Source organism: Desulfoprunum benzoelyticum, from assembly GCF_014201505.1.
GTDB classification, from domain to species: Bacteria; Desulfobacterota; Desulfobulbia; order Desulfobulbales; family Desulfocapsaceae; genus Desulfoprunum; species Desulfoprunum benzoelyticum.
The window spans coordinates 133,445-153,198 of the sequence record NZ_JACHEO010000003.1 but is presented as its reverse complement, the minus strand read 5'-3'; the positions used below and the strand labels follow the sequence as shown (position 1 = coordinate 153,198).

Genomic DNA, 19,754 nt, shown 5'->3' with positions numbered 1-19,754 from the left:
ACTGCCTGTTAGGGTGTATTGACGTCAAGGGAAGGAGGCTGATCCACTCGGGATCCGCCTCCTCTGTAAAAACCATCTTCAGCCGGAGCAGGGTCTGCCGGCCAGGCGGGCTCAGTCCAGCAGGTCTGCCGGGATGTTGCCGCCGTTTTCGGCCAGTTTTTTCAGCACGGTCTTGTGCAGCCACATGTTCATCTGGGCCGAGTCGCCCATCTTCTCCGCCGGACAGCCGAGCTCGGCCGCCAGTTCCTTTCGCGCCGCCAGGCTGCTGTCCAGGCCAAGCAGTTTCAGCAGATCGACGATTGACGTCTTCCAGTTCAGTTTTTCGCCGTGGGCCGCGGCCATCGACTCCAACCTGGCCACCACGTCGACGACGCTGATCGCGGCGGGGGCGGGTGGGGCCGTCGGGGCGGCGGGTTCCGGCGCTGCCGCCGCAGGCGCCTTGGTCGGGGCGGGAGTCGAGGGGGCCGAAGCTTGGGCCTGGGCCTCTTTGCCGAAACCGAGTTTGGCGAGAATAGTGCTGAAGATACTCATAGTGCCTCCTTGTGATGATGGGTTGATCGAAATGGTGTGATGCAGTTGATGGACCGGACCGTGTGTCCATTAAAGAGCGATCACGCTGCGATAGGCGGTAAAAAACTATTTCGCTGATGTGGTGAATTCGTTTTGTTGCTACCCGAGGGCGGTGCTGAGGTCTTTCAACAACGCCTGCTCATTCTCACTGATACGTTCACCCCCAAAACCGAAAAAACCACCTTCTTTGGCGGCTTCAGCAACGCGAGTGGCAATTTTGGTCACAAAGTCTTGATACGCCTTGTGATCTTCATCTCCGGCCTTCTGTTTCAGCAGGTCCAACGCTGAACCCACCTTGCTGAGGGCGGTACTCCGTAATTTCTCGCGAAGAGCGCTGAACTCGGTCTCTTTGAACTGTTCCCGCAGTGAGCCCTGCGCGGTTTTCATTTCTTCCTGGTTGCAGATTTCCCGCAGCAGGGTGTTGTTCCCCTGCAACGCCTCCACTATGGTTTTGGCAGGTGCAATGCTTTCCTTGAGGCTGCCGAACAACCCGCTTCCCCCGGCCACTGCCACAGCTATGGCGACCACGAGAGGAGTGTCTCTCAGCATTTCCCATTCCTGTGCAGAAAAATCCGATTTTTGCGCCATGCTTCCTCCTCTTTTCTCTCGAAATGCTGGAATGTAATCGGCCCGCAGGCCAGGTTCGATGTCTACGGTCTGTTTCGTTTTCTCGGCAGTCTTGATCTCCGCCTGTACGACTGCCGACGTGGTGGTCATTACGGCCGGCTCGTATATTTGTCGGCAAGAAGCCGCAAGCGCCTGACTCGTTCTTCCGCCGGCGGATGCGTTGAGAACAGTCTTTGTAAACCGCCAAAGAAAGGATTTATGATGAACATATGAGAATGAGCTGGATTTCCTCGAGTCAAGGGAACCGTCTGCACCCCTCGCTGGAGTTTTTCCAAGGCACTTGCCAGCGCCAGAGGTTTCCCGCTTATTTCAGCCCCCCCTTCATCTGCGGCGTATTCCCGAACACGGGAAACGGCCATGCGAATCAGCATGGCCCCCAGAGGTGCGCCGATCAGGATCAGTATCGTCCCCAGAGAATTGCCTCGCCGGTTCTGACTCCCGACACCGGAACGGGCAAACTGCCCGAGCATGGCGATAGCCCCGGCAAACGTTGCGGCGATAGTGCCCGTGAGAATGTCGCGGTGTTTGACGTGCGCCAGTTCATGCGCCATGACTGCCGACAGCTCGTCGTCATCGAGCAGGTCAAGTATGCCTTCTGTCGCGGCAACGGCAGCATGTTCCGGATTACGGCCGGTGGCAAAGGCGTTGGGACTCTGTTCGGGGATAATGAAAACCTTCGGCATCGGCAATCCTGCCTTTCTGGCCGATTCAGCGACAATCCGGTACAGGCGTGACTGATCGTCCGGCCCGACTTCCGAGGCGGCGTAGCGTTTCAGGATCATTTTGTCGCTGAACCAGTATGAAAAAAAGTTCATGGCGGCAGCGACAAGAAAGGCCGTCGAGGCTCCCCGGCCCCCTCCCACAGCACCACCGATAACCACAAAGAGGATCGTCAGCGATACCATCAGGAAAAACGTACGGGTTCTATTCATCGCTCAACCTCTGACTCCTTCTTTGGACATCTCCATTTCTTCCCTGAACAGGACGAACGCAGGGGGCTTCAGTAAGGACAGGAGGGATTGACGGGTAAGCGTCGCACATTCTATTCTTCCTGCAGCGCGGCGATAAATTGATCGGCCTCGGCGATGGCGCTCTCCATGTCACGGACCAGGCGGTCGACGTTCGTCTGCACGCTGATGACCTCGTCGCTCAGGCCGGTGATCGCCCTGGCGTTGAGGTTGTGCTTCATGAACAGGACCTGGTCACGCAGCGGGACCAGCGCCGGCTCGAGTTTGGCCTCGGCCCTCCTCATCGCCTTGATCAGTTCCCCGTACTTCTTTTCGGTGATGACGTACTTCCGCTGACTCGCCTGGCGCAGGCTGTCGCTGGAGTACTGCTTGATTTCCGCGCGCCATTCGCTGAACAGCGCATCGGAGACATCCTCGACGGCATCGATGCGATTGCGGACGTTGGCGGCCTCGGCCTCGGTCCGTTTCAGCGTCGCGTTGAGTCTGTTGTATTCCTTCTCCAGATCGCCGCCCTGGAAGTTGACGACGCTCTTGAACTGCTCCATCGCCGTCAGGAACTGTTCTTTTGCCTCCTGCTGGGTGTCGCGCGCTTCCTCGACGCGGTCGACCATGATGTCGCGCTTATGGACCCCGATCTTCTCCATGGTCCCGTAGTACACGGTGCTGCAGGAACTCAGTCCGACGATGAGGGCGGTAAGCGCGAGCAAGGTAAGTTTCATGGGCATCTCCTTCGTTCTGCCGGAACGCCGCACGGCGGCATGGATCTGTTGTCCTCTGACGGGCGGGGCGCCCGGTGTGGGCATGATCGTTTGCGGAGTACGTACTCTGGGCGATCCTGTTTCTGTTGAAAAATTAAAGCATGGATAGCGGTTGAAGACAAGGGCTCACCCGCGAGAGGATGCCCGTCGTGATGATCGACGGGCGATCAGATCTCGGTCTTGATAACCGGGCTTGGACCGTTGGTCTTTACCGATTCGATGCCGGCGTTGCGACTGACGACGGACTTGTACATCTGACTCGTGCCGATGATCTGGTGGTTTCCGGCCTTGAGATTGAAATACGAACGGCCATCGGCGGCATCCTTGCGGTCGTATCGCTCATCCAGGGGGCTGTTGTTCTGGACGGAGAGTATGCCTTTCATCGCCGCGCTCTTGCTTTTGTATTGCTCACTGCGCAGAATGACTTCACCATTTCGCGCCTTAAGAACAAATACGTATTGCCCCTTGTCGGTCGTTTTCAATTCATACCATCCAGCCATGAGTGTTCCCCCCTTGAGTTGAGTATGCGGCGCTGAGCCCGCCGCTGTCCGACCGCCGATCGGCGATCATAGTTGTTCCTATACAAAAAACACGGGAATCAAGTATATCGTAAGTTATCGCCTCGAAGGCGCCCCCGGCCCTGGTTATTCTTTCAGGACGATCTGGAGATCGCCTTCCTGCACCTGAATGGAGGCGACCCCGGCGGCAAAGCCTTTCCAGAATCCCGGTTCCGAGCCGAATACCTTCACCAGGTCGATATTTTTCAGGTTTCCCATCCAGGCATTGGGTACCGGCACCCCCATGATCGAAATGCCGCGCAGGATGACGACCGGCATGTTTTCACGAAAGGCGATTTCGGCTCCCGCCCGCACCCTCAGGGTCTTGCCGCCGAAGAAGGGGAAATCCGGGTCCACCGGGAGCAGCATCCTGAGGCTGACCAGGTCGTTGGCGAAGTCGATCGCGACCTTGCTGGCGAGGTCGGTGTTTTTTGCGATCATGGCATTGACTTCCCGTTCCGACAGTTTGATTTCGCGGGAAGCCCCATCCTCGGAATAGGCCTCCGGTTCCAGCTGTCCTGCCGGCACGGACGCTTTTCCCCGGCCCGCAGCGGAGGGAGGAGCAGACCCCGGGGCAACTGGAGGAGTAAAAGTTCCGAATTGCTCGAATTTCTCCAGCTTGACCTCGAGCCGTTTTTCTTCGGCCGGGCTGAGGACAGTCGGTTTGAACGGCGAGGGGAAAAGCCACATTTTGATGATGAACAGCGTTGCGACCATCGTCACCAGCATGGCGGCTATGACGATGCCGGTAATCTGAAGCCCGGAAAGGCCTGAAGGTGGCTGCTGTTGTTCCATGGCGGTGGATCCTCGATGGTGAAAATTGTATCTTTGCGTTTCATGTGAAACAAACCCGGATACTTTGTGATAGCAAACGCAACGGGATCTGGCAAGGAGTGATGGCAGGGGGGGTGGATCCGGGGCAAGGGTATGGATCACGCCTTGCCCGGCTCCTCATCAGGAATGCCGGATTACATCCATGGACGGTAAAAAACCGCGGTGACTCATTATGGCTTGCTTCTCGGGCCAATTGTTATATCCTGTAATCACGATTAAAATTAAAAACCTGTCCCGGCAGAACAGTCCAATCTTCAGGGGCGATTGAACGGATACCCCATGCTTTCCATCAACAGCATCGTCTTTTTTATCGGCATCCTGCTCCTCATCGGCATCGCTTCAAGCAAGTTTTCGGCGCGAATCGGGATGCCGGTGCTCGTCCTTTTCCTCGGGGTCGGAATGCTGGCCGGGTCGGAGGGGGTAGGGGGCATCGCCTTCGAAGACTACCGCCTTGCAAACAGCATCGGCAGCGTCGCCCTGGCCTTGATCCTGTTCGACGGCGGTCTTCGAACGTCATTGGCGTCGGTCCGCGCCACCTGGAAGCCCGCGCTGTCGCTTTCGACGCTCGGGGTGCTGCTGACCTCCATACTGACAGGCTTTGCCGCTGCGTGGGTGCTGGGGGTGCCGCTGCTCCACGGCATGTTGCTCGGCAGCATCGTCGGTTCCACCGACGCGGCGGCGGTTTTTTCGATCCTCCGCACCAGCGGTCTGAAACTGCCCGAACGGCTGACCGCCACGCTCGAGGTCGAAAGCGGGTCGAACGATCCGATGGCGATATTCCTGACCGTCAGCCTGATCGCGGTGATCATGGGGACAGCCGACTCGGTTGCCGGCATCGCCCTGCTGTTCGCCCTGCAGTTCGGGGTCGGCGCCGGGGTGGGAATCGGCATCGGCTATGGCGCCGCCTGGCTGGTCAATCGGATCAACCTCGACTATCCCGGCCTGTACCCGGTCCTGGCCCTGTCGCTCGGCCTGCTCTCCTTCGGCCTGGCTGCAGTCCTCGGGGGCAGCGGCTTCCTGGCCATTTACCTGTTCGGCATCGTGCTCGGCAACAGCTCCATCGTGTTCCGGAACGGGATCTTTCTTTTTCACGATGCCGGCGCCTGGCTCGGCCAGATCGTCCTCTTCGTCATGCTGGGGTTGCTCAGCTTTCCCAGCCGCTTGCTCGAGGTTTCCGGCGAGGGCCTGGTGATCGCCCTGGTGCTGATCTTTGTCGCTCGGCCTCTGGCGGTCCTGATTTCCGTGTTTCCCTTCCATTTTCGCCTGCGGGAACTCGTGTTTCTCGGGTGGGTCGGGTTGAAGGGGGCCGTCCCCATCACCCTGGCGACCTTTCCTCTTCTGGCCGGGATGGAGGGCGGCAGCCTGCTCTTCAACGTCGTGTTCTTCGTTGTCCTGGTCTCCGCGGTGACCCAGGGCTGGTCGCTGCCGCTGGTCGCCCGCTGGCTGAAGCTGGGAAAGACGTCGGACCCGGTATCCCCTGTGACTCTGGAGATCAACGCCCTGCGCCATGTGGACGGCGAGATCGTCGAGTATGTCGTGACGCCGACGTCGAAGGTGGCCGGGCAGGTCCTGCGGGACCTGGCCCTTCCCTATAACGTCCTCGTCGCCCTGGTCGTCCGGCGGGACAACGTCATCATCCCCAGGGGCAGCACCTCCCTCGAGCCCGGCGACCATGTCTTCATCGCCATGCGGACCCGCTTGAAGCCGCTGCTGACCTGCCTTTTTGACGCTTGTCCGGTTGTGCCGCCGTTATCGCCCGGGATGCAGTTCGAGTTCCGTGCCGACAGTAAGGTTGCGCAATTGCATTGGTTTTTCGGCCTGACGGAACCGGACGGCACAGGGAACCAGCCCATCGGCTCACTGCTGCAGCCTGGTGAGGATGGCAGCTGCAGAAGGTTGGGACCGTTTGTCGTCACGATGGGCGACACGCCTGGCAAAGTGACCCTGACGTATACCGATCATCCTGACTGTCAGCGGCAATGCATCGAAAGATGAGGAAAATAATCGAAGAATGGAAAAACCGAGATGGAGTGAGTGAGACATGAGAGGTTTCAAGAATATTCTGTATGTCAACGAACCAAGCGTTGACCGGCAGGAAACGGCACTTGCCCGGGCCGTCTCTCTGGCGCAAAGCAATAATGCACGCTTGACTGTTGTCGATGTGATCCCGGTCATCACGCCGGGCTACGGCTTGCCTCCGGGAGGACCGATATCTTCCGAACTGCAGATCTCGGTGGCAACCGAACACCTCCGCCGCCTGGAGAACCTGGCAGCCCCTTTCACGGAAAACGTGGATATTCAGTGTAAGATCCTCGTCGGCAAGACCTTTCTTGAAGTCATCCGGGCAGTTTTGACCAACGGTTATGATCTGGTCATCAAGCCGGCGGCGGACCTGGTCCTGCTGGAGAGCCTTTTCGGCAGCAACGACATGCACCTGCTGCGGAAATGCCCCTGCCCGGTATGGCTGATGAACAGGAATGACAAGCCGGATTACCGTAACATCCTGGCGGCGGTCGATTTCGATCCTTTCAACCCTCTGGCGTCGCAGCTTGAGCTCAATCTCGAAATTCTGCAGCTCTCCAGCGCTCTCGCGCTCTCCGACAATGCCATCCTCCACATCGTCCATGCCTGGGACGCCTTTGCCGAATCGACGATGCTGTCGAGGGGCAGCACCACGGAGAAAAGCGTGTTTGACTATGTGGGGATAGAACAGAATCGTCACGCCAATGGATTGATGATGCTGAACGGGGAACTCAGCAAGCTGATCGGCGATGGGGCCTACAAAAAACTGTCCCCTCGGCATCACCTCCCGAAAGGGCCGGCCGACAAGGCCATAGTGAGATTGGCGAAAGAAATGCGGGTGGATGTGGTCGTCATGGGAACGATTGCCCGGACAGGTATCGCCGGATTCATCATCGGCAACACCGCGGAGACGATTTTAGACCAGTTGACCTGCTCCGTGCTCGCCGTCAAACCCCCTGGTTTTGTCTCCCCGGTCAGGGTCGGCGAGTAAATCTGCCCCCCTGCACAACGACCGCAGAAGACCGGAAGGCGTGGAGAAAGGGAGCCGAGAGGCCACGGGGCAGCGATCCCAGCGCCATGAACTGCTCTACTCCGATGGCATTCTGGATTTGATCGCTTTCGAGCCCCGGGTGACCGTGGCGATTCCGACGCCGAGTTCGTCGGCGATGCGCCGTTGCGGGATGCCCTGCTGCAGCATCTCGAATATCTGCAAACGATTGGCGATTTCGGCGAGTTCGCTGTCGGTCAGCAGCTCCCGCAACGCCTCTTTCATCTCTTCGGGCGTCCGCCGGGAAAGCAAATGATTGACTAAATGTGAAATGTATTTTACGTTCACGTCCATGTACTAGCACGCTAGTACAATAAAATTGAAAGTCAACTTTTTTCTCCTGATGCCCGGATACCTGCCGCACGCACGGAGTCAGACGTCGACCGGGGGGCAGGTGGTTGTCATGTATCAGGATCTGCTGCAGTATATCTTTTCCGGACTCACCAGCGGGGCCATCTATGCCCTGATCGCCCTCGGTTTCTGCGTCGTCAACAACACCATGGGGATCGTCAACTTCGTCCAGGTCGATTTCGTGTCGCTGGGCGGCATGCTGATGTTTTCCGCCTTGTTCACCCTCGGTCTGCCGATGGTGCCGGGATTGCTGCTGGCGGTCGCCGGGGTGGCCGTTGCTGCCATGGTGGTGGAGCGTTTCGGCCTGCGGCCGGCCCGGACCGACAACCACCTGGTCCTGATCTTCCTGACCATCGGGCTGTCGATCATTCTGCGCGGCATCATCAAGCTGGTCTGGGGCAAAAACCGGATGGCCCTGCCGCCGCTGACCAGCGACGCTCCGGTCAGCCTCATGGGCGCTTCCGTCCTGCCCCAGACCTTGTGGATTCTGGCGTTGACGGTCATCGTCATCATCGCGCTGAGTCTGTTTTTTCATAAGACCTCGCTTGGTCTGTGCATGCGGGCCGTCGCCTGCAACCCGGCGGCGGCGGCCATCGTCGGCATATCGGCCGGCCGGATCCGGCTGACCAGCTACGCCATCGCCGGGGCCCTCGGCGGCCTGGCCGGGGTCCTGGTGACCCCGATCACCACGCTCAGTTACGACGTCGGCGTCCTGCTCGGTCTGAAGGGGTTTGCCGCCGCCATCCTCGGTGGTTTCGGGTCGTTTCCCGGGGCCATTGTCGGTGGCCTCGGCCTGGGCCTGCTCGAATCGCTCTCGGCCGGCTACCTGTCGAGTGCCTACAAGGATGTCGTGGCATTCGTCGTTTTGCTGTTTGTCCTCTGCATCAGGCCGAGAGGTCTGTTAGGCAGGAAATAATCGAATCAACCATTCAGGGATCACACCATACATGCGAGAAACATCGACACAACTGATGATGGGCAACGAGGCGATCGCCGGCGGCCTGCTGGAGGCCGGCTGTCAGCTGGCCGCGGCGTATCCGGGGACACCGTCGACGGAGATACTGCAATCGATTATCAATCACCGCGACCAGGCGGCCGCCCCGCTCCATGTCGAGTGGTCGGTCAATGAAAAGGTGGCGTTCGAAGTCGCCCTGGCCGCGAGTTATACGGGGAAACGGACGGTGGCGATCATGAAGCAGGTCGGCCTCAATGTCGCCGCCGACCCCTTCATGCGCACCGCCTATCTCGGCACCGTCGGCGGCATGGTGACCATCGTCGCCGACGACCCGGGGCCCCACAGTTCGCAGACCGAGCAGGATACCCGCCTGTTCTGCCTGCAGGCCCGGGTCCCGGTCCTCGATCCGTCCAGCCCGGCCGAGGCCAAGGCGATGATCGGCCCCGCCTATGCCCTCTCCGAAAAATACCGGCGCAACATCGTGCTGCGGCCGACGACCCGGGTCTGCCATTCCCGCCAGAGTGTGGCGGTGGGGGCAGGGACGGTGGCCGGCCACCCGTCCCGGTTCGAGCCCGATCCCGGGCGGTGGTGCGCCACCCCCGCCTTTCTGCCCGCCCTCCATGCCGGCCTCAATGCCGATCTCGAGGCCATCGCCCGCGAACCCGAATGGCAGCCGCGCCTGACCCCCGGTGACGGCAGCCGGGCCGGGATGGCGATCGTCGCCGCCGGCATCGCCTACGCCCATCTGGTCGATCTTCTGGCCGACCTCGGGCTCGCCGGCACCATCGACCTGTACCAGGTCGTGATGCCGTACCCGCTGAATCCGGATTTTCTCGCCCATCTCCGCTCGGACTACCAGCGGGTGCTGATCCTCGAGGAAACCTACCCGGTGATCGAGCTGCAGCTGGCCCATCCCGGGGCCGTCGGCAAACAGACCGGGGCGGTGCCGCGGGTCGGGGAGCTGTCCCCCGACACGGTGCAGACGGTGGTGAGCGAATTCCTCGGCCTGCCGCAGCCCCAGGCACCCCCGCCGACCCCACGGGGGCAGCGGCCGTCGCTCTGCCCCGGCTGCCCCCATCGCGCCGCCTTCTACACGATCAAGCAGACCTTCCCCGACGGGATTTTTCCTTCCGACATCGGCTGTTACACCCTGGGCATGAATCTGGGGGCGGTCCACACCGTTCACTGCATGGGCGCCTGCATCAGCCAGGGAGCCGGTTTCTTTCAGGCCTATCGGCTTGACGGCGGCGACTTCCCGACCATCGTCGTGACTATCGGCGATTCGACGTTTTTCCACGCCGGCATCCCCGCCCTGATCAACGCGGTGCTGCAACAGGCGCGCATCATCGTCGTCATCCTCGACAACGCCACCACCGCCATGACCGGCGGCCAGCCGGTGCCCCATCTCGGGATCGCCGCCGGCGGCCAACTCACCAAGGCCATCGCCATCGAACCCCTCGTCCGGGCCGCCGGGGTGGAGTTCCTTCAGGTCTGCGATCCCTATGAGGGCGCCACCTTCGCCGAGGTGCTGCGCCAGGCCGACCGGCATATCCGCAGCGCCGAAGGATCGGTGGCGGTCATCATTTCCCGGCGACCGTGCGTTATGGACCCGGTGGCCAAAAAAAACCGGGTCTCGCTGACGATGTCGATCAACGACGATTGCGCCGGCTGCGGCATCTGCGTCAGCGAGTTCGAGTGCCCGGCGCTGTCGTTGAGCGAAGAACTGGGAATGGCGGTCATCGACCAGGATCGCTGCATCGGCTGCGGCACCTGTGTCGATGCCTGCCCGACCCAGGCCATTGAGATCGAGGAGGAACGATGAAACAGCAGATCATAGTCAGCGGCATCGGCGGTCAGGGGGCCCTGTTCGTCACCCGGGTGATCGCCCAGGCGGCCGTCGACCAGGGCATTCCGGTGCTGACCTCGGAAACCCACGGCATGGCCCAGCGGGGGGGAACGGTCATCTCCACCATCAAGGTCGGCAGTTTCGCCTCGCCGCTGATTCGCACCGGCCAGGCCGATGTCGGCCTGCTGCTCTGGGAGAACAACCTGAGCGTTCACCGGCCGTTGATGAAAAGCGACGGCGTCCTGGTGCTCAACGCCGCGGCGGCCGGCGAAGGCATCCGGCTTGACGCCTCGGCCATCGCCCGCAAGCTCGGCAACGCGGTCCTGGCCAATCTGGTGCTGCTGGGGTGTGCGGTACGCCACAACGCCCTGTTCTGCGATGAACAGGCCTGCATTGCCGCGATCACCCGGCTGGCGCCGGAGCGGTTCGTCGACCAGAATCTGCAGGCCTTTGCCGAGGGACTGCACGGGTGAGCGTCGGCCGTCGCCAGCAGCTGCTCTATTTCCTCGCCCTGCACCGGACCGGCCTGCTGGTCGGGCTGCTGGCGGCAGCGCTGCTCGTCTACCCCTGTCTCCAGGACAACCCGTACACGCTCGGGCTCACCAACCTCATTGCGATCAACGCCATCGTCGTTCTCGGCCTCAATCTGTTCATCGGCTATACCGGCCAGATATCGCTCGGCCATGCCGGCTTTTTCGCCCTGGGCGCCTACGGCTCGGCGATCGCCACGGTCACCGCCGGGCTGCCGCCGTGGCCGGCGATCGCGCTCGTCGCGCTCCTGGTCGGCCTGATCGCCCTGGCGGTCGGCATCCCGGTCCTGCGGCTGACCGGCCACTATCTGGCCATGGCCACCCTCGGTTTCAATTTCGTCATCCACACGGTGCTGCTGGAGTGGGACGAGGTGACCGGCGGCCCGAGCGGCTTCTCCGGCATCCCGTCGCTGGCCGTCGGCCAATGGGCCTTCGACAGTGAGATCCGGCTCCATTACCTGCTCTGGACCGTCACCCTGCTGTGCCTGCTCCTCAGCCTCAATCTCGTCCGCAGCGGGGTGGGGCGGGGCCTGGCGGCGCTGGCCGGTGACGAGACCGCCGCCGCCGCCCTCGGAGTCGATACCCGCCAGGCCAAGATCAAGGTGTTCGTGCTGTCGGCGGTCCTGGCCTCGCTGGCCGGCAGCCTGTTCGCCCACAGTTTCGGCTACCTCAGTCCGGATTCGTTCGGCATTTTCACCTCGACCGACCTGGTGACCATGGTCGTCATCGGCGGCATGGGGTCGATCTGGGGCTCGCTGTTCGGGGCCGGGCTGATCACCGTGCTGCCGGAATGGGTCGACCTGTTCGAAACGTACAAGGATTTCGTCCACGGGACCATCCTGGTACTGGTGTTGATGTTCCTGCCCCAGGGGCTGGTCAGCGGTCTGGTTGATATGATCAGGATCAGGATTGCGCTGCAGAGGACGAAGAATGCTGCGGCTTGACGGAATCAGCCGCCATTTCGGCGGCCTGCCTGCCCTGGACGGGGTCTCGTTCACGGTCCCGCGTGGTAGGGTGACGGCATTGATCGGACCCAACGGCGCCGGCAAGAGCACCCTGATCAACTGCATAACCGGGGCCGACCAGCCGACCGGCGGCGCCGTCGTCTTCCAGGGGCGGGACATCACCGGGCTGCCCGCTCACCGTATCAGCCGCCTGGGAATTGCCCGCACCTTTCAGAATCTGAGGGTTTTCCCCCGCCTCAGCGTGCTCGATAACGTCCTGTGCGGGCTGACCGGCCAAGGAGGGCAGTCGATGATCATGGCCATGCTGCGCCTGCCCTCTCTCCGCCACCGTGAGCGGTTGCTGCGCCTGCGGGCGATGGCGGCCCTCGATTGCTACCAGCTCGGTGACAAGGCGACCTGGCCGGCGGCGATCCTGCCCTACGGCGACAGGAAGCGGGTCGAACTGGCCCGGGCGACGGTCAGCCGGCCCGATCTGCTGCTGCTCGACGAGCCGGTGGCCGGGCTGAATGCCGACGAGACCGCCGGCGTCGGCGAGCAGCTGAAACGGCTGCGGGCCGGCGGCCATACCATCCTGCTGATCGAACACGATATGACGCTGGTGATGGAGATCGCCGACCAGGTGGTCGTTCTCGACAGCGGCCGCTGCATTGCCGTCGGAACCCCCGCCGAGGTCCGCCGCAACCCGGTGGTGCTTGAAGCCTACCTCGGCCAGACGGAGGCCTGCGCCTGATGCTGTCCATCCGCCGGTTGACCGCCCATTACGGGGCGGCCCAGGCCCTGTTCGGCGTCGACCTCGAGGTCGGACGGGGGGAAACCGTGGCCCTGGTCGGGGCCAACGGCGCCGGCAAAAGCACCCTGCTCCGCTGCGTGATGGGGCTGGTGCGGCCCAGCGGCGGCAGCATCGTCCTGCATGGCGATGAGGTCACCCATCTTCCCCCGGCCCGGATGGTCCGCCGGGGCCTGGCCCTCTCCCCGGAGGGCCGGGAGGTGTTCGGTACCCTGTCGGTGCTGGAAAACCTCGAGCTGGGCGCTGTCCCGCTCGCCCTCAAGGCCGCCGAGAAATCGCGGCGGCTGGAGGAAATCTTCTCCCGTCTGCCGAAGCTGCGGGAACGACGGTCCCAGCTTGCCGGGACCCTTTCCGGCGGCGAACAGCAGATGCTGGCGATGGGCCGGGCGCTGATGGCCGGCCCGAAACTGCTGCTGCTCGATGAACCGAGCCTGGGCCTGGCACCGCTGGTGACCGACGAGATCTTCGCCATCATCCACCAGCTGGCCCGGGCCGGTACCACCATCCTGCTGGTGGAACAGAACGCGGCCCGGGCCCTGTCGGCATCGGACCATGCGTATCTGCTGGCCAACGGCCGTATCGTCGAGCACGGCGCCAGCCGCGATCTGCTCAACGACGCCGCCCTCCGCACCGCCTTTCTCGGGGCATCGACCGAAAACCCGGCGGCCAGCCGTCTCGGCGCCGCCGGTTTGACCAATATCCGTTTGGAGAAACCTGACATGCACAAACTTGATTTCATGCCGACGTTCGCAAATGACGACGAACTGCAGGCCCACCAGCTGCGCGGCCTCCAGTGGACGGTTCGCCATGCCTACGAAGGCTCCGCCCACTATCGCCGCAAGCTCGAAGAGGCGGGGGTCGCCCCCGCCGATATCCGCGAACTTGGCGACCTCCGCAGACTGCCCTTCACGACCGGTGTCGACCTCCGCGATGGCTACCCCTTTCCCCTGCGGGCCGTGCCGTTCGAACAGCTGGTCCGCATCCACGCCAGTTCCGGCACGACCGGCAAACGCAAGGTGCTGTGCTACACCCAGAAAGACCTCGACGACTGGGAGTTTTTTTTCGCCCGTTGCTACCAGATGGCCGGGGTAACTCCCCTCGACCGGGTACAGATCGCCGTGGGCTACGGGGTCTGGACTGCCGGTGTCGGTTTTCAGGCGGGATGCGAGAAGATCGGCGCCCTGGCGGTGCCGGTCGGCCCCGGCAATATCGATATGCAGATCCAGTTTCTGCTCGATTTCCAGTCCACCGTCTTCTGTTCCACCGCCTCGATGGCGCTGCTGATGGCCGAGGAGATCCACCGCCGGGGCATTGCCGACAAGATCGCGGTCAGGAAGATCATCTACGGGTCGGAACGCTCCAGCCGGTCGATGCGCCGCAAGATCTCGGAGCTGTTCGGCGGCGCCGAGCTGTTCGACATCACCGGCCTGACCGAACTCTACGGGCCGGGCTCCGGCATCGAGTGCACCGACCACGACTGCATCCATTACTGGAGCGATTACTTCCTGCTCGAGATCGTCGATCCGGAGACCCTGGAGCCACTGCCCGACGGCGAATGGGGGGAGATGGTCGTTACCACTCTGTGCAAGGAAGGGTCGCCGCTGCTCCGCTACCGGACGAGGGATATCACCCGGATCATCCCCGGACCCTGCACCTGCGGCAATCTCATGCCCCGCCATTCGCGGATCCGAGGGCGCTCCGACGACACCATCAAGTTCCGCGGCGTCAATATCTACCCGAGCAGTATCGATACGATTCTCTCGGCCACCCCCGGCCTCGGCTCCGAGTTCCAGATCCATCTCACCCGGGATGAGGCCGGGCGCGATCATATGCGGCTGGTGGTCGAGCGGGCGGAGGGAGTCGAAGCAGGACGCGGTCCCGAACTGAGCCGTGAGGTGGCCTATCAGATGAAGCGGCAGCAACTGGTGTCGGTTGACGTCGAACTGGTGGAGTACGCCGGACTTCCCCGCTCCGAACGCAAGAGCCAGCGGGTGTTCGACAACAGAATCCAGGACGAAATCGTCTGAGATGAGGATGAGGTGTATCGATCGCAACCCGGGGCGATTCCGGCCGACATCCTGAGTGGCCCCACAACCGAGGAGTGATGACTATGATGCGAGCTTTGTTGACAAGTCTGATGCTGCTGACCCTGATAACCACGCCCGCTCTTGCCGAGGATACCATCAAGCTCGGGGCGATGTTCGACCTGTCCGGACGGGCGGCCTTTATCGGCACCCCGACCAGACTGGTGGCCGAGATGGTCGTGGAGAAAATCAATGCCGAAGGCGGGATCAACGGCAGGAAGATCGAGCTGATCATTGCCGATACCAACGCCGATCCGGCCAAGACCGTTTCCATCGTCAAGAAATTCATCCACAAGGACCGTGTCGTCGCCATCATCGGCCCGACGATGACCGACACCGGGATGGCCGTCAAGAAAGTCGTCGACGCGGGCAAGACCCCGATCTTCATGACCGTCGGCGGCGACCCCGTGATCATGGGCGGCAAGTACGGCCCGTATGCGTGGGTCTTCAAGTCGCCGCAGCGATCGAGCACCGCCGTCGAGAGGTTGTTCGTCTATCTGAAGGAAAAGGGGCTGACGAAGATCGCCCTGCTGTCGGCGGCGGACGGTTTCGGCAAGGACGGCGTCCACTGGATGGCTGAACTGGCGCCGAAGTACGGCATCGAGATCATCGCCCGTGAATCCTTCGGCACCCGCGACACCGACATGACCGCGCAACTGACCAATGTGAAGCGCGGCAAGCCGCAGGCACTCGTCGCCTGGACGATCGGACCGGCAGGATCGATCATCGCCAAAAATACGGTGCAGCTCGGTATCGATCTGCCGCTGTTCCAGTGTCATGGCCTCCCCGATCCGAAATACATCGAGCTTGCCGGCACCGCCAGCGAAGGCAACCGCATGCCGTCGACGAAACTGATGGTCGCCGATCAGCTGCCTGATTCCGACCCGCAGAAGCCGGTCATCCGGGAATTCATCACGATGTATCGTGACAAAGGCTACGACAAACAGTTTCCGATCAACACCCATTCCGGCTATGCCTGGGATGCGATCATGATCGTCGCCGACGCCATCAGGAAGGCAGGCACAGACCAGGAGGCGCTGCGCCAGGCGATCGAGGACACCACAGGGTATGTCGGCATCTCCGGCATCTATACCATCACCCCCGAAGACCACAACGGCCTCGGTGTCGATTCGATGGTCATGGTGCAGGTAAAGAACGGCGTCTTCACCATGGCGGAATAGATACGGAAAGGAGCCTGAACAAGGTTGTCGCCCCCTGCCGGTGGGCACGGGCTACACTGTCTGGACCGGTGTGGGCGCGGCCCGGACGGTGCTGCTCGGCATCGTTCTGTTCGACGAACCGGCCACCGTTGCCCGACTGACCTGCGTGGCTCTGATCGTGGCCGGCGCCGTTGGTCTTCAACCGACCACCCCGCTGGGATGAGACGGGAAATCTTGACCACGAACGAATCCGGTTCCAGCAGCGCGATTGGCCGCTGGGATGGAGTGAAATGCGCTGGTTGGGAGAAGCTGAACGAGGTGATCAGGAGCCGCCCAGGTAGGCGTTGCGTACTTCCGGGTTGGTGAGCAGATCCTTGGATTCGCCGTGCAGGATGATCCGACCGACCTCGAGCACGTAGCCGCGATGGGCCAGCTTGAGCGCGGCCTTGGCGTTCTGCTCGACCAGCACCACGGTCACGCCGCTGGCATTGATGGTCCTGATGGTGTCAAAAATGGCCCGCACCAAAAGCGGCGCCAGGCCCAGGCTCGGTTCGTCGAGCAGCAACAGCTTGGGATCGCTCATCAGGGCACGTCCTATGGCCAGCATCTGCTGCTCGCCGCCGCTGAGGGTGCCGGCCAGTTGTTGCCGCCGTTCGGCCAGACGCGGGAAGAGATCGTAGATCCAGGTGCGGGTGCGAGCGATCTTGGCCTTGTCGCGGATGGAGAAGGCGCCGAGATTGATGTTCTCCTCTACGGTCAGGGTGCCGAACACCCGCCGTCCTTCGGGCGACTGACTGATGCGGGCCTGCACCACCTGATGAGCGGCCAGCTTGTGCAGGGCCAGGCCATCGAACAGGATTTCTCCCTCCGACGGCCGTACCAGGCCGCTGATGCTGAGCAGGGTGGTGGATTTGCCCGCGCCGTTGGCCCCGAGGATGGTGACGATCTCGCCTTCGGCCACATGCAGGCTGATCCCGTGCAGCACCTCGACATTGCCGTAGCGGACATGCAGGTCGTTAATGGCCAGCAGCATCAGTCTTCGTCCTCATCGCTCTCCGCGCCCAGGTAGGCCTCGATCACCCTGGGATCCTGCTGGATCTCTCCGGGTGTACCCTCGGCGATCTTGCTGCCGTACTCAATCACCACCAGCCGATCGCAGGCCTTCATCACCAGCTTCATATCGTGCTCGATGAGCAGGATGGTCAGACCCTGCTGCCGCATCCGGCCAATCAAGCCGATGAGCGCCTGGGTTTCCTGTTCGTTCATACCGCCGGCCGGCTCGTCGAGGATAAGCAATTGCGGACGCGACGCCAGGGCTCGGGCGATTTCCAACAGCCGTTGGTTGCCGTAGGAGAGATTCTTGGCCAGTTGGGCGGCGCTGTCCCACAGACCGACAAAGGCGAGTTCGGCCAGTGATTGCTTCAGCGCCGCCCGTTCCTCCCGCCGCTGAGCGGGAGTATGGAAGAGCGAGCCCAAAACGCCGGTGCGCATGCGGCAATGACAACCCGCGAGCACGTTTTCCAGTACCGACATGTTCTGAAACAGGCGGATGGTCTGGAAGGTGCGGGCTATGCCCATACTGACGATGCGATGAGTGGGCAGGTTGTTGATGGTCTGGTCCTGGAAGCGGATCGTGCCCTCGTCCGGGCGGTAGTTGCCGGTGATCAGGTTGAAGACCGTGGTCTTGCCGGCACCGTTGGGACCAATCAGGCCAATCACCTGCCCCGCCTCGACCGTGAACGAGACCCGGTCGACTGCGGTCAGACCGCCAAAGCGCTTGCTGACGGCATCGAGGGCGAGCAGACTCATGACCCCTCCCCGACGCCATCGAGGCGGTAGGTGCGCGGCCGCGGCGGCAGGATGCCCTGGGTGCGGTAAATCATCATGAACATCATCGCCAGGCCGTAGAAGAGCATGCGGGCGCTGGCGAAATCGCGGAAGACCTCGGGCAGGCCGACCACGAGGAAGGCGCCGAGGATCACCCCGACGATATTGCCGGCGCCGCCCAGGATGACGATCATGAACAGCACCACCGACTCCCAGAAGCTGAACGACTCCGGCGAGATGATGGTCATCTTGGCCGCAAAGACCGTGCCGGCCATGCCGGCCCAGCCTGCGCCGAGCACAAAGGCGGCGAGTTTGTAGGCGGCGGTGTTGATGCCGCTGCCCTCGGCGGCCACCTCGTCCTCGCGCAGGTAGTTGAGCGCCCGACCGAAGCGGGAATTCTCGAGCAGGGAGAAGAGCAGGATGGTCAGACCGGCGAACAGCCAGATGAGGTAGAAGAAATGCTGCGGCTGGCGGATCTTGAAGCCGAACAACTGCGGCCGGTCGATGCCGAAGATGCCGTTGGCCCCGCCGGTGATGCCGAACACGTCGTTGATCAGGGCGATGCGGACGATCTCCACCATGCCGATGGTGACGATGAGCAGGTAGTCGCCGCGCAGGTGGATGATCGGCCGGGCCACCACCAGGGCGAACAGGGCGGCGGCCAGACCGCTGACCGGCAGGGTCCAGAGTACCGGCACGCCGTAGCTGGTGTTGAGGATGGCGGTGGCGTAGGCGCCGATGGCGTAGAAGGCGGCGTGCCCCATGTGGAACATGCCGGCGTAGCCGAGGATGATGTTCAGACTCAGGCCGAGGATGGCGTACAGGCCGATGCTGTTGAGCACGTCCACCCAGTAGCGGTCGAGCACCAGCGGCGCGCCCAGCAGGATGGCGAACAGGGCGCCGGCGACAATGCGACCGGGAACCTTCATATCTTCTCCGCCACCCGCTCGCCGAGCAGTCCGGTGGGCCGGACGATGAGGATGAGGATGAGGACGACGAAGGCGATGGCGTCCTTCCAGGCCATGGAGATGTAAGCCGCGCCCAGGGCTTCGATCACGCCCAGGAGCAGACCGCCGACCATGGCGCCGGGGATGTTGCCGATACCGCCGAGGATGGCGGCGGTGAAGGCCTTGAGGCCGTAGTTCCAGCCCATCGTGAAATTGATCTGGCCGTAGTAGATGCCGACCATCATGCCGGCGACCCCGCCCAGGGCCGGGCCGATGCAGAAGACGATCATGATCACCCGGTTGACATCGATGCCCATCAGCCGGGCCGCGCCCTGGTCAATGGCCGCGGCGCGGATGGCGGTGCCGATGCGTGTCTTCTGCACGAACAGGTAGAGGCTGATCATCATGACCACCGAGGCGACCAGGATGAGGATGCGCATGAGCGGGACCGGCATGCCGAAGATGAAAACCGGACTCTTGGGCAGCAGGTCCTGGGGATAGACGTAGAACTTGGCCCCATAGACGAGCATGATCGCGTTCTGGAAAAAAATCGAGGCGCCCAGGGCCGAGACCACGGCGGACAGCCGCGGCGATTCGCGCAGCGGTCGGTAGGCGATGCGTTCCAGCAGGATGCCGATGATGCCGACCAGGCCCATGACCATCAGCGCCAACACGCCGATGCCTAGAAAACCGCCGACGTGATCGGTGAGGGCGAGCGAGGTGAGCAGGGTCAAGCCCAGGTAGGCGCCAATGGTGAACAGGTCGCCGTGGGCAAAGTTGATCAGCTTCAGCACGCCATAGACCATGGTGTAGCCCAGGGCGATCAGGGCGTAGATGCCGCCCACGGCCAGACCATTGGTCAATTGCTGGAAGAATTGTTCCATCGCCTCTCCGGAAGGCCGCCGGGACCGTTGAATC

At 62.3% G+C, this 19,754-nt stretch carries 21 protein-coding genes; 10 read left to right on the top strand and 11 right to left on the bottom strand.

The features are described 5' to 3' along the window. Positions 1 to 111: 111 nt before the first annotated feature. From HNQ81_RS04900 to HNQ81_RS04875, 6 genes are all read right to left on the bottom strand, one after another. Entirely contained in the window at positions 112 to 531 is a 420-nt protein-coding gene (locus tag HNQ81_RS04900; RefSeq protein WP_183348902.1) for a DUF3597 domain-containing protein, read from the bottom strand. 138 nt (positions 532 to 669) lie between these two features. Further along, positions 670 to 1,287, bottom strand: a complete 618-nt coding sequence (locus HNQ81_RS04895) for a hypothetical protein (protein WP_205240371.1) — start codon at positions 1,285 to 1,287, stop codon at positions 670 to 672. After that, a complete protein-coding gene (gene htpX, locus HNQ81_RS04890) occupies positions 1,287 to 2,129 on the bottom strand; it encodes a zinc metalloprotease HtpX (protein WP_183348900.1) in 843 nt (280 codons plus the stop codon). The genes HNQ81_RS04895 and htpX overlap by 1 nt, the downstream gene beginning before the upstream one ends. A 110-nt stretch (positions 2,130 to 2,239) precedes the next feature. Then, on the bottom strand, positions 2,240 to 2,884 hold the full coding sequence (locus tag HNQ81_RS04885; protein ID WP_183348898.1) for a DUF2959 domain-containing protein: 645 nt from the start codon (positions 2,882 to 2,884) through the stop codon (positions 2,240 to 2,242). A 206-nt stretch (positions 2,885 to 3,090) separates the two neighbouring features. After that, positions 3,091 to 3,423: a YegP family protein gene (locus HNQ81_RS04880; RefSeq protein ID WP_183348896.1), complete on the bottom strand. Its 333-nt coding sequence runs from the start codon at positions 3,421 to 3,423 to the stop codon at positions 3,091 to 3,093. Positions 3,424 to 3,567: 144 nt separating this feature from the next. Next, positions 3,568 to 4,275 (bottom strand): arginine N-succinyltransferase, encoded by a 708-nt coding sequence (locus tag HNQ81_RS04875; RefSeq protein WP_183348894.1) that lies wholly within the window; start codon positions 4,273 to 4,275, stop codon positions 3,568 to 3,570. Between the two features lie 318 nt (positions 4,276 to 4,593). Between HNQ81_RS04875 and HNQ81_RS04870 the strand changes: the two genes are divergently transcribed. Continuing rightward, positions 4,594 to 6,309, top strand: a complete 1,716-nt coding sequence (locus HNQ81_RS04870; protein ID WP_183348892.1) for a potassium/proton antiporter — start codon at positions 4,594 to 4,596, stop codon at positions 6,307 to 6,309. Positions 6,310 to 6,355: 46 nt separating this feature from the next. Continuing rightward, positions 6,356 to 7,327, top strand: a complete 972-nt coding sequence (locus HNQ81_RS04865) for a universal stress protein (protein ID WP_183348890.1) — start codon at positions 6,356 to 6,358, stop codon at positions 7,325 to 7,327. Between the two features lie 96 nt (positions 7,328 to 7,423). Here HNQ81_RS04865 and HNQ81_RS04860 read toward each other — a convergent pair whose 3' ends face one another. Beyond that, positions 7,424 to 7,678 carry a Trp family transcriptional regulator gene (locus tag HNQ81_RS04860; RefSeq protein WP_183348889.1) on the bottom strand — a complete coding sequence of 85 codons (255 nt, stop codon included), beginning with the start codon at positions 7,676 to 7,678 and terminating at the stop codon, positions 7,424 to 7,426. A 109-nt stretch (positions 7,679 to 7,787) separates the two neighbouring features. On the opposite strand from HNQ81_RS04860, the gene HNQ81_RS04855 reads away from it, so the two are divergent. The 8 genes from HNQ81_RS04855 (at position 7,788) to HNQ81_RS04820 (ending at position 16,285) form a co-directional block, all read left to right on the top strand. Next, positions 7,788 to 8,651 carry a branched-chain amino acid ABC transporter permease gene (locus HNQ81_RS04855; RefSeq protein ID WP_183348887.1) on the top strand — a complete coding sequence of 288 codons (864 nt, stop codon included), beginning with the start codon at positions 7,788 to 7,790 and terminating at the stop codon, positions 8,649 to 8,651. 31 nt (positions 8,652 to 8,682) lie between these two features. Then, a complete protein-coding gene (locus HNQ81_RS04850; RefSeq protein ID WP_183348885.1) occupies positions 8,683 to 10,512 on the top strand; it encodes a thiamine pyrophosphate-dependent enzyme in 1,830 nt (609 codons plus the stop codon). After that, positions 10,509 to 11,009: a 2-oxoacid:acceptor oxidoreductase family protein gene (locus tag HNQ81_RS04845; RefSeq protein ID WP_183348883.1), complete on the top strand. Its 501-nt coding sequence runs from the start codon at positions 10,509 to 10,511 to the stop codon at positions 11,007 to 11,009. Before HNQ81_RS04850 ends, HNQ81_RS04845 begins: the two co-directional genes overlap by 4 nt. Continuing rightward, entirely contained in the window at positions 11,006 to 12,010 is a 1,005-nt protein-coding gene (locus HNQ81_RS04840) for an ABC transporter permease subunit (protein ID WP_183348882.1), read from the top strand. Before HNQ81_RS04845 ends, HNQ81_RS04840 begins: the two co-directional genes overlap by 4 nt. Then, positions 11,997 to 12,761, top strand: coding sequence for an ABC transporter ATP-binding protein (locus HNQ81_RS04835; protein WP_183348880.1), 765 nt, complete (start codon positions 11,997 to 11,999; stop codon positions 12,759 to 12,761). The genes HNQ81_RS04840 and HNQ81_RS04835 overlap by 14 nt, the downstream gene beginning before the upstream one ends. After that, positions 12,761 to 14,845, top strand: a complete 2,085-nt coding sequence (locus tag HNQ81_RS17490) for an ATP-binding cassette domain-containing protein (RefSeq protein WP_183348871.1) — start codon at positions 12,761 to 12,763, stop codon at positions 14,843 to 14,845. Before HNQ81_RS04835 ends, HNQ81_RS17490 begins: the two co-directional genes overlap by 1 nt. Before the next feature lie 83 nt (positions 14,846 to 14,928). Beyond that, positions 14,929 to 16,083: an ABC transporter substrate-binding protein gene (locus tag HNQ81_RS04825; protein ID WP_221270825.1), complete on the top strand. Its 1,155-nt coding sequence runs from the start codon at positions 14,929 to 14,931 to the stop codon at positions 16,081 to 16,083. 40 nt (positions 16,084 to 16,123) lie between these two features. After that, positions 16,124 to 16,285: a DMT family transporter gene (locus tag HNQ81_RS04820; protein ID WP_337833422.1), complete on the top strand. Its 162-nt coding sequence runs from the start codon at positions 16,124 to 16,126 to the stop codon at positions 16,283 to 16,285. Positions 16,286 to 16,384: 99 nt separating this feature from the next. Here the strand turns inward: HNQ81_RS04820 and HNQ81_RS04815 are convergent, their stop codons facing one another. From HNQ81_RS04815 to HNQ81_RS04800, 4 genes are read right to left on the bottom strand one after another with little or no spacing between them, the layout of a single operon-like run. Continuing rightward, the gene (locus HNQ81_RS04815) at positions 16,385 to 17,095 is read right to left on the bottom strand and encodes an ABC transporter ATP-binding protein (RefSeq protein WP_183348862.1); all 711 of its coding nucleotides are present in this window, start codon (positions 17,093 to 17,095) and stop codon (positions 16,385 to 16,387) included. Next, positions 17,095 to 17,871 (bottom strand): ABC transporter ATP-binding protein, encoded by a 777-nt coding sequence (locus tag HNQ81_RS04810; protein ID WP_183348860.1) that lies wholly within the window; start codon positions 17,869 to 17,871, stop codon positions 17,095 to 17,097. Before HNQ81_RS04810 ends, HNQ81_RS04815 begins: the two co-directional genes overlap by 1 nt. Beyond that, positions 17,868 to 18,818, bottom strand: a complete 951-nt coding sequence (locus tag HNQ81_RS04805) for a branched-chain amino acid ABC transporter permease (RefSeq protein ID WP_183348859.1) — start codon at positions 18,816 to 18,818, stop codon at positions 17,868 to 17,870. The genes HNQ81_RS04810 and HNQ81_RS04805 overlap by 4 nt, the downstream gene beginning before the upstream one ends. Beyond that, positions 18,815 to 19,720, bottom strand: a complete 906-nt coding sequence (locus HNQ81_RS04800) for a branched-chain amino acid ABC transporter permease (RefSeq protein ID WP_183348857.1) — start codon at positions 19,718 to 19,720, stop codon at positions 18,815 to 18,817. The genes HNQ81_RS04805 and HNQ81_RS04800 overlap by 4 nt, the downstream gene beginning before the upstream one ends. Between the last annotated feature and the right edge of the window lie 34 nt (positions 19,721 to 19,754).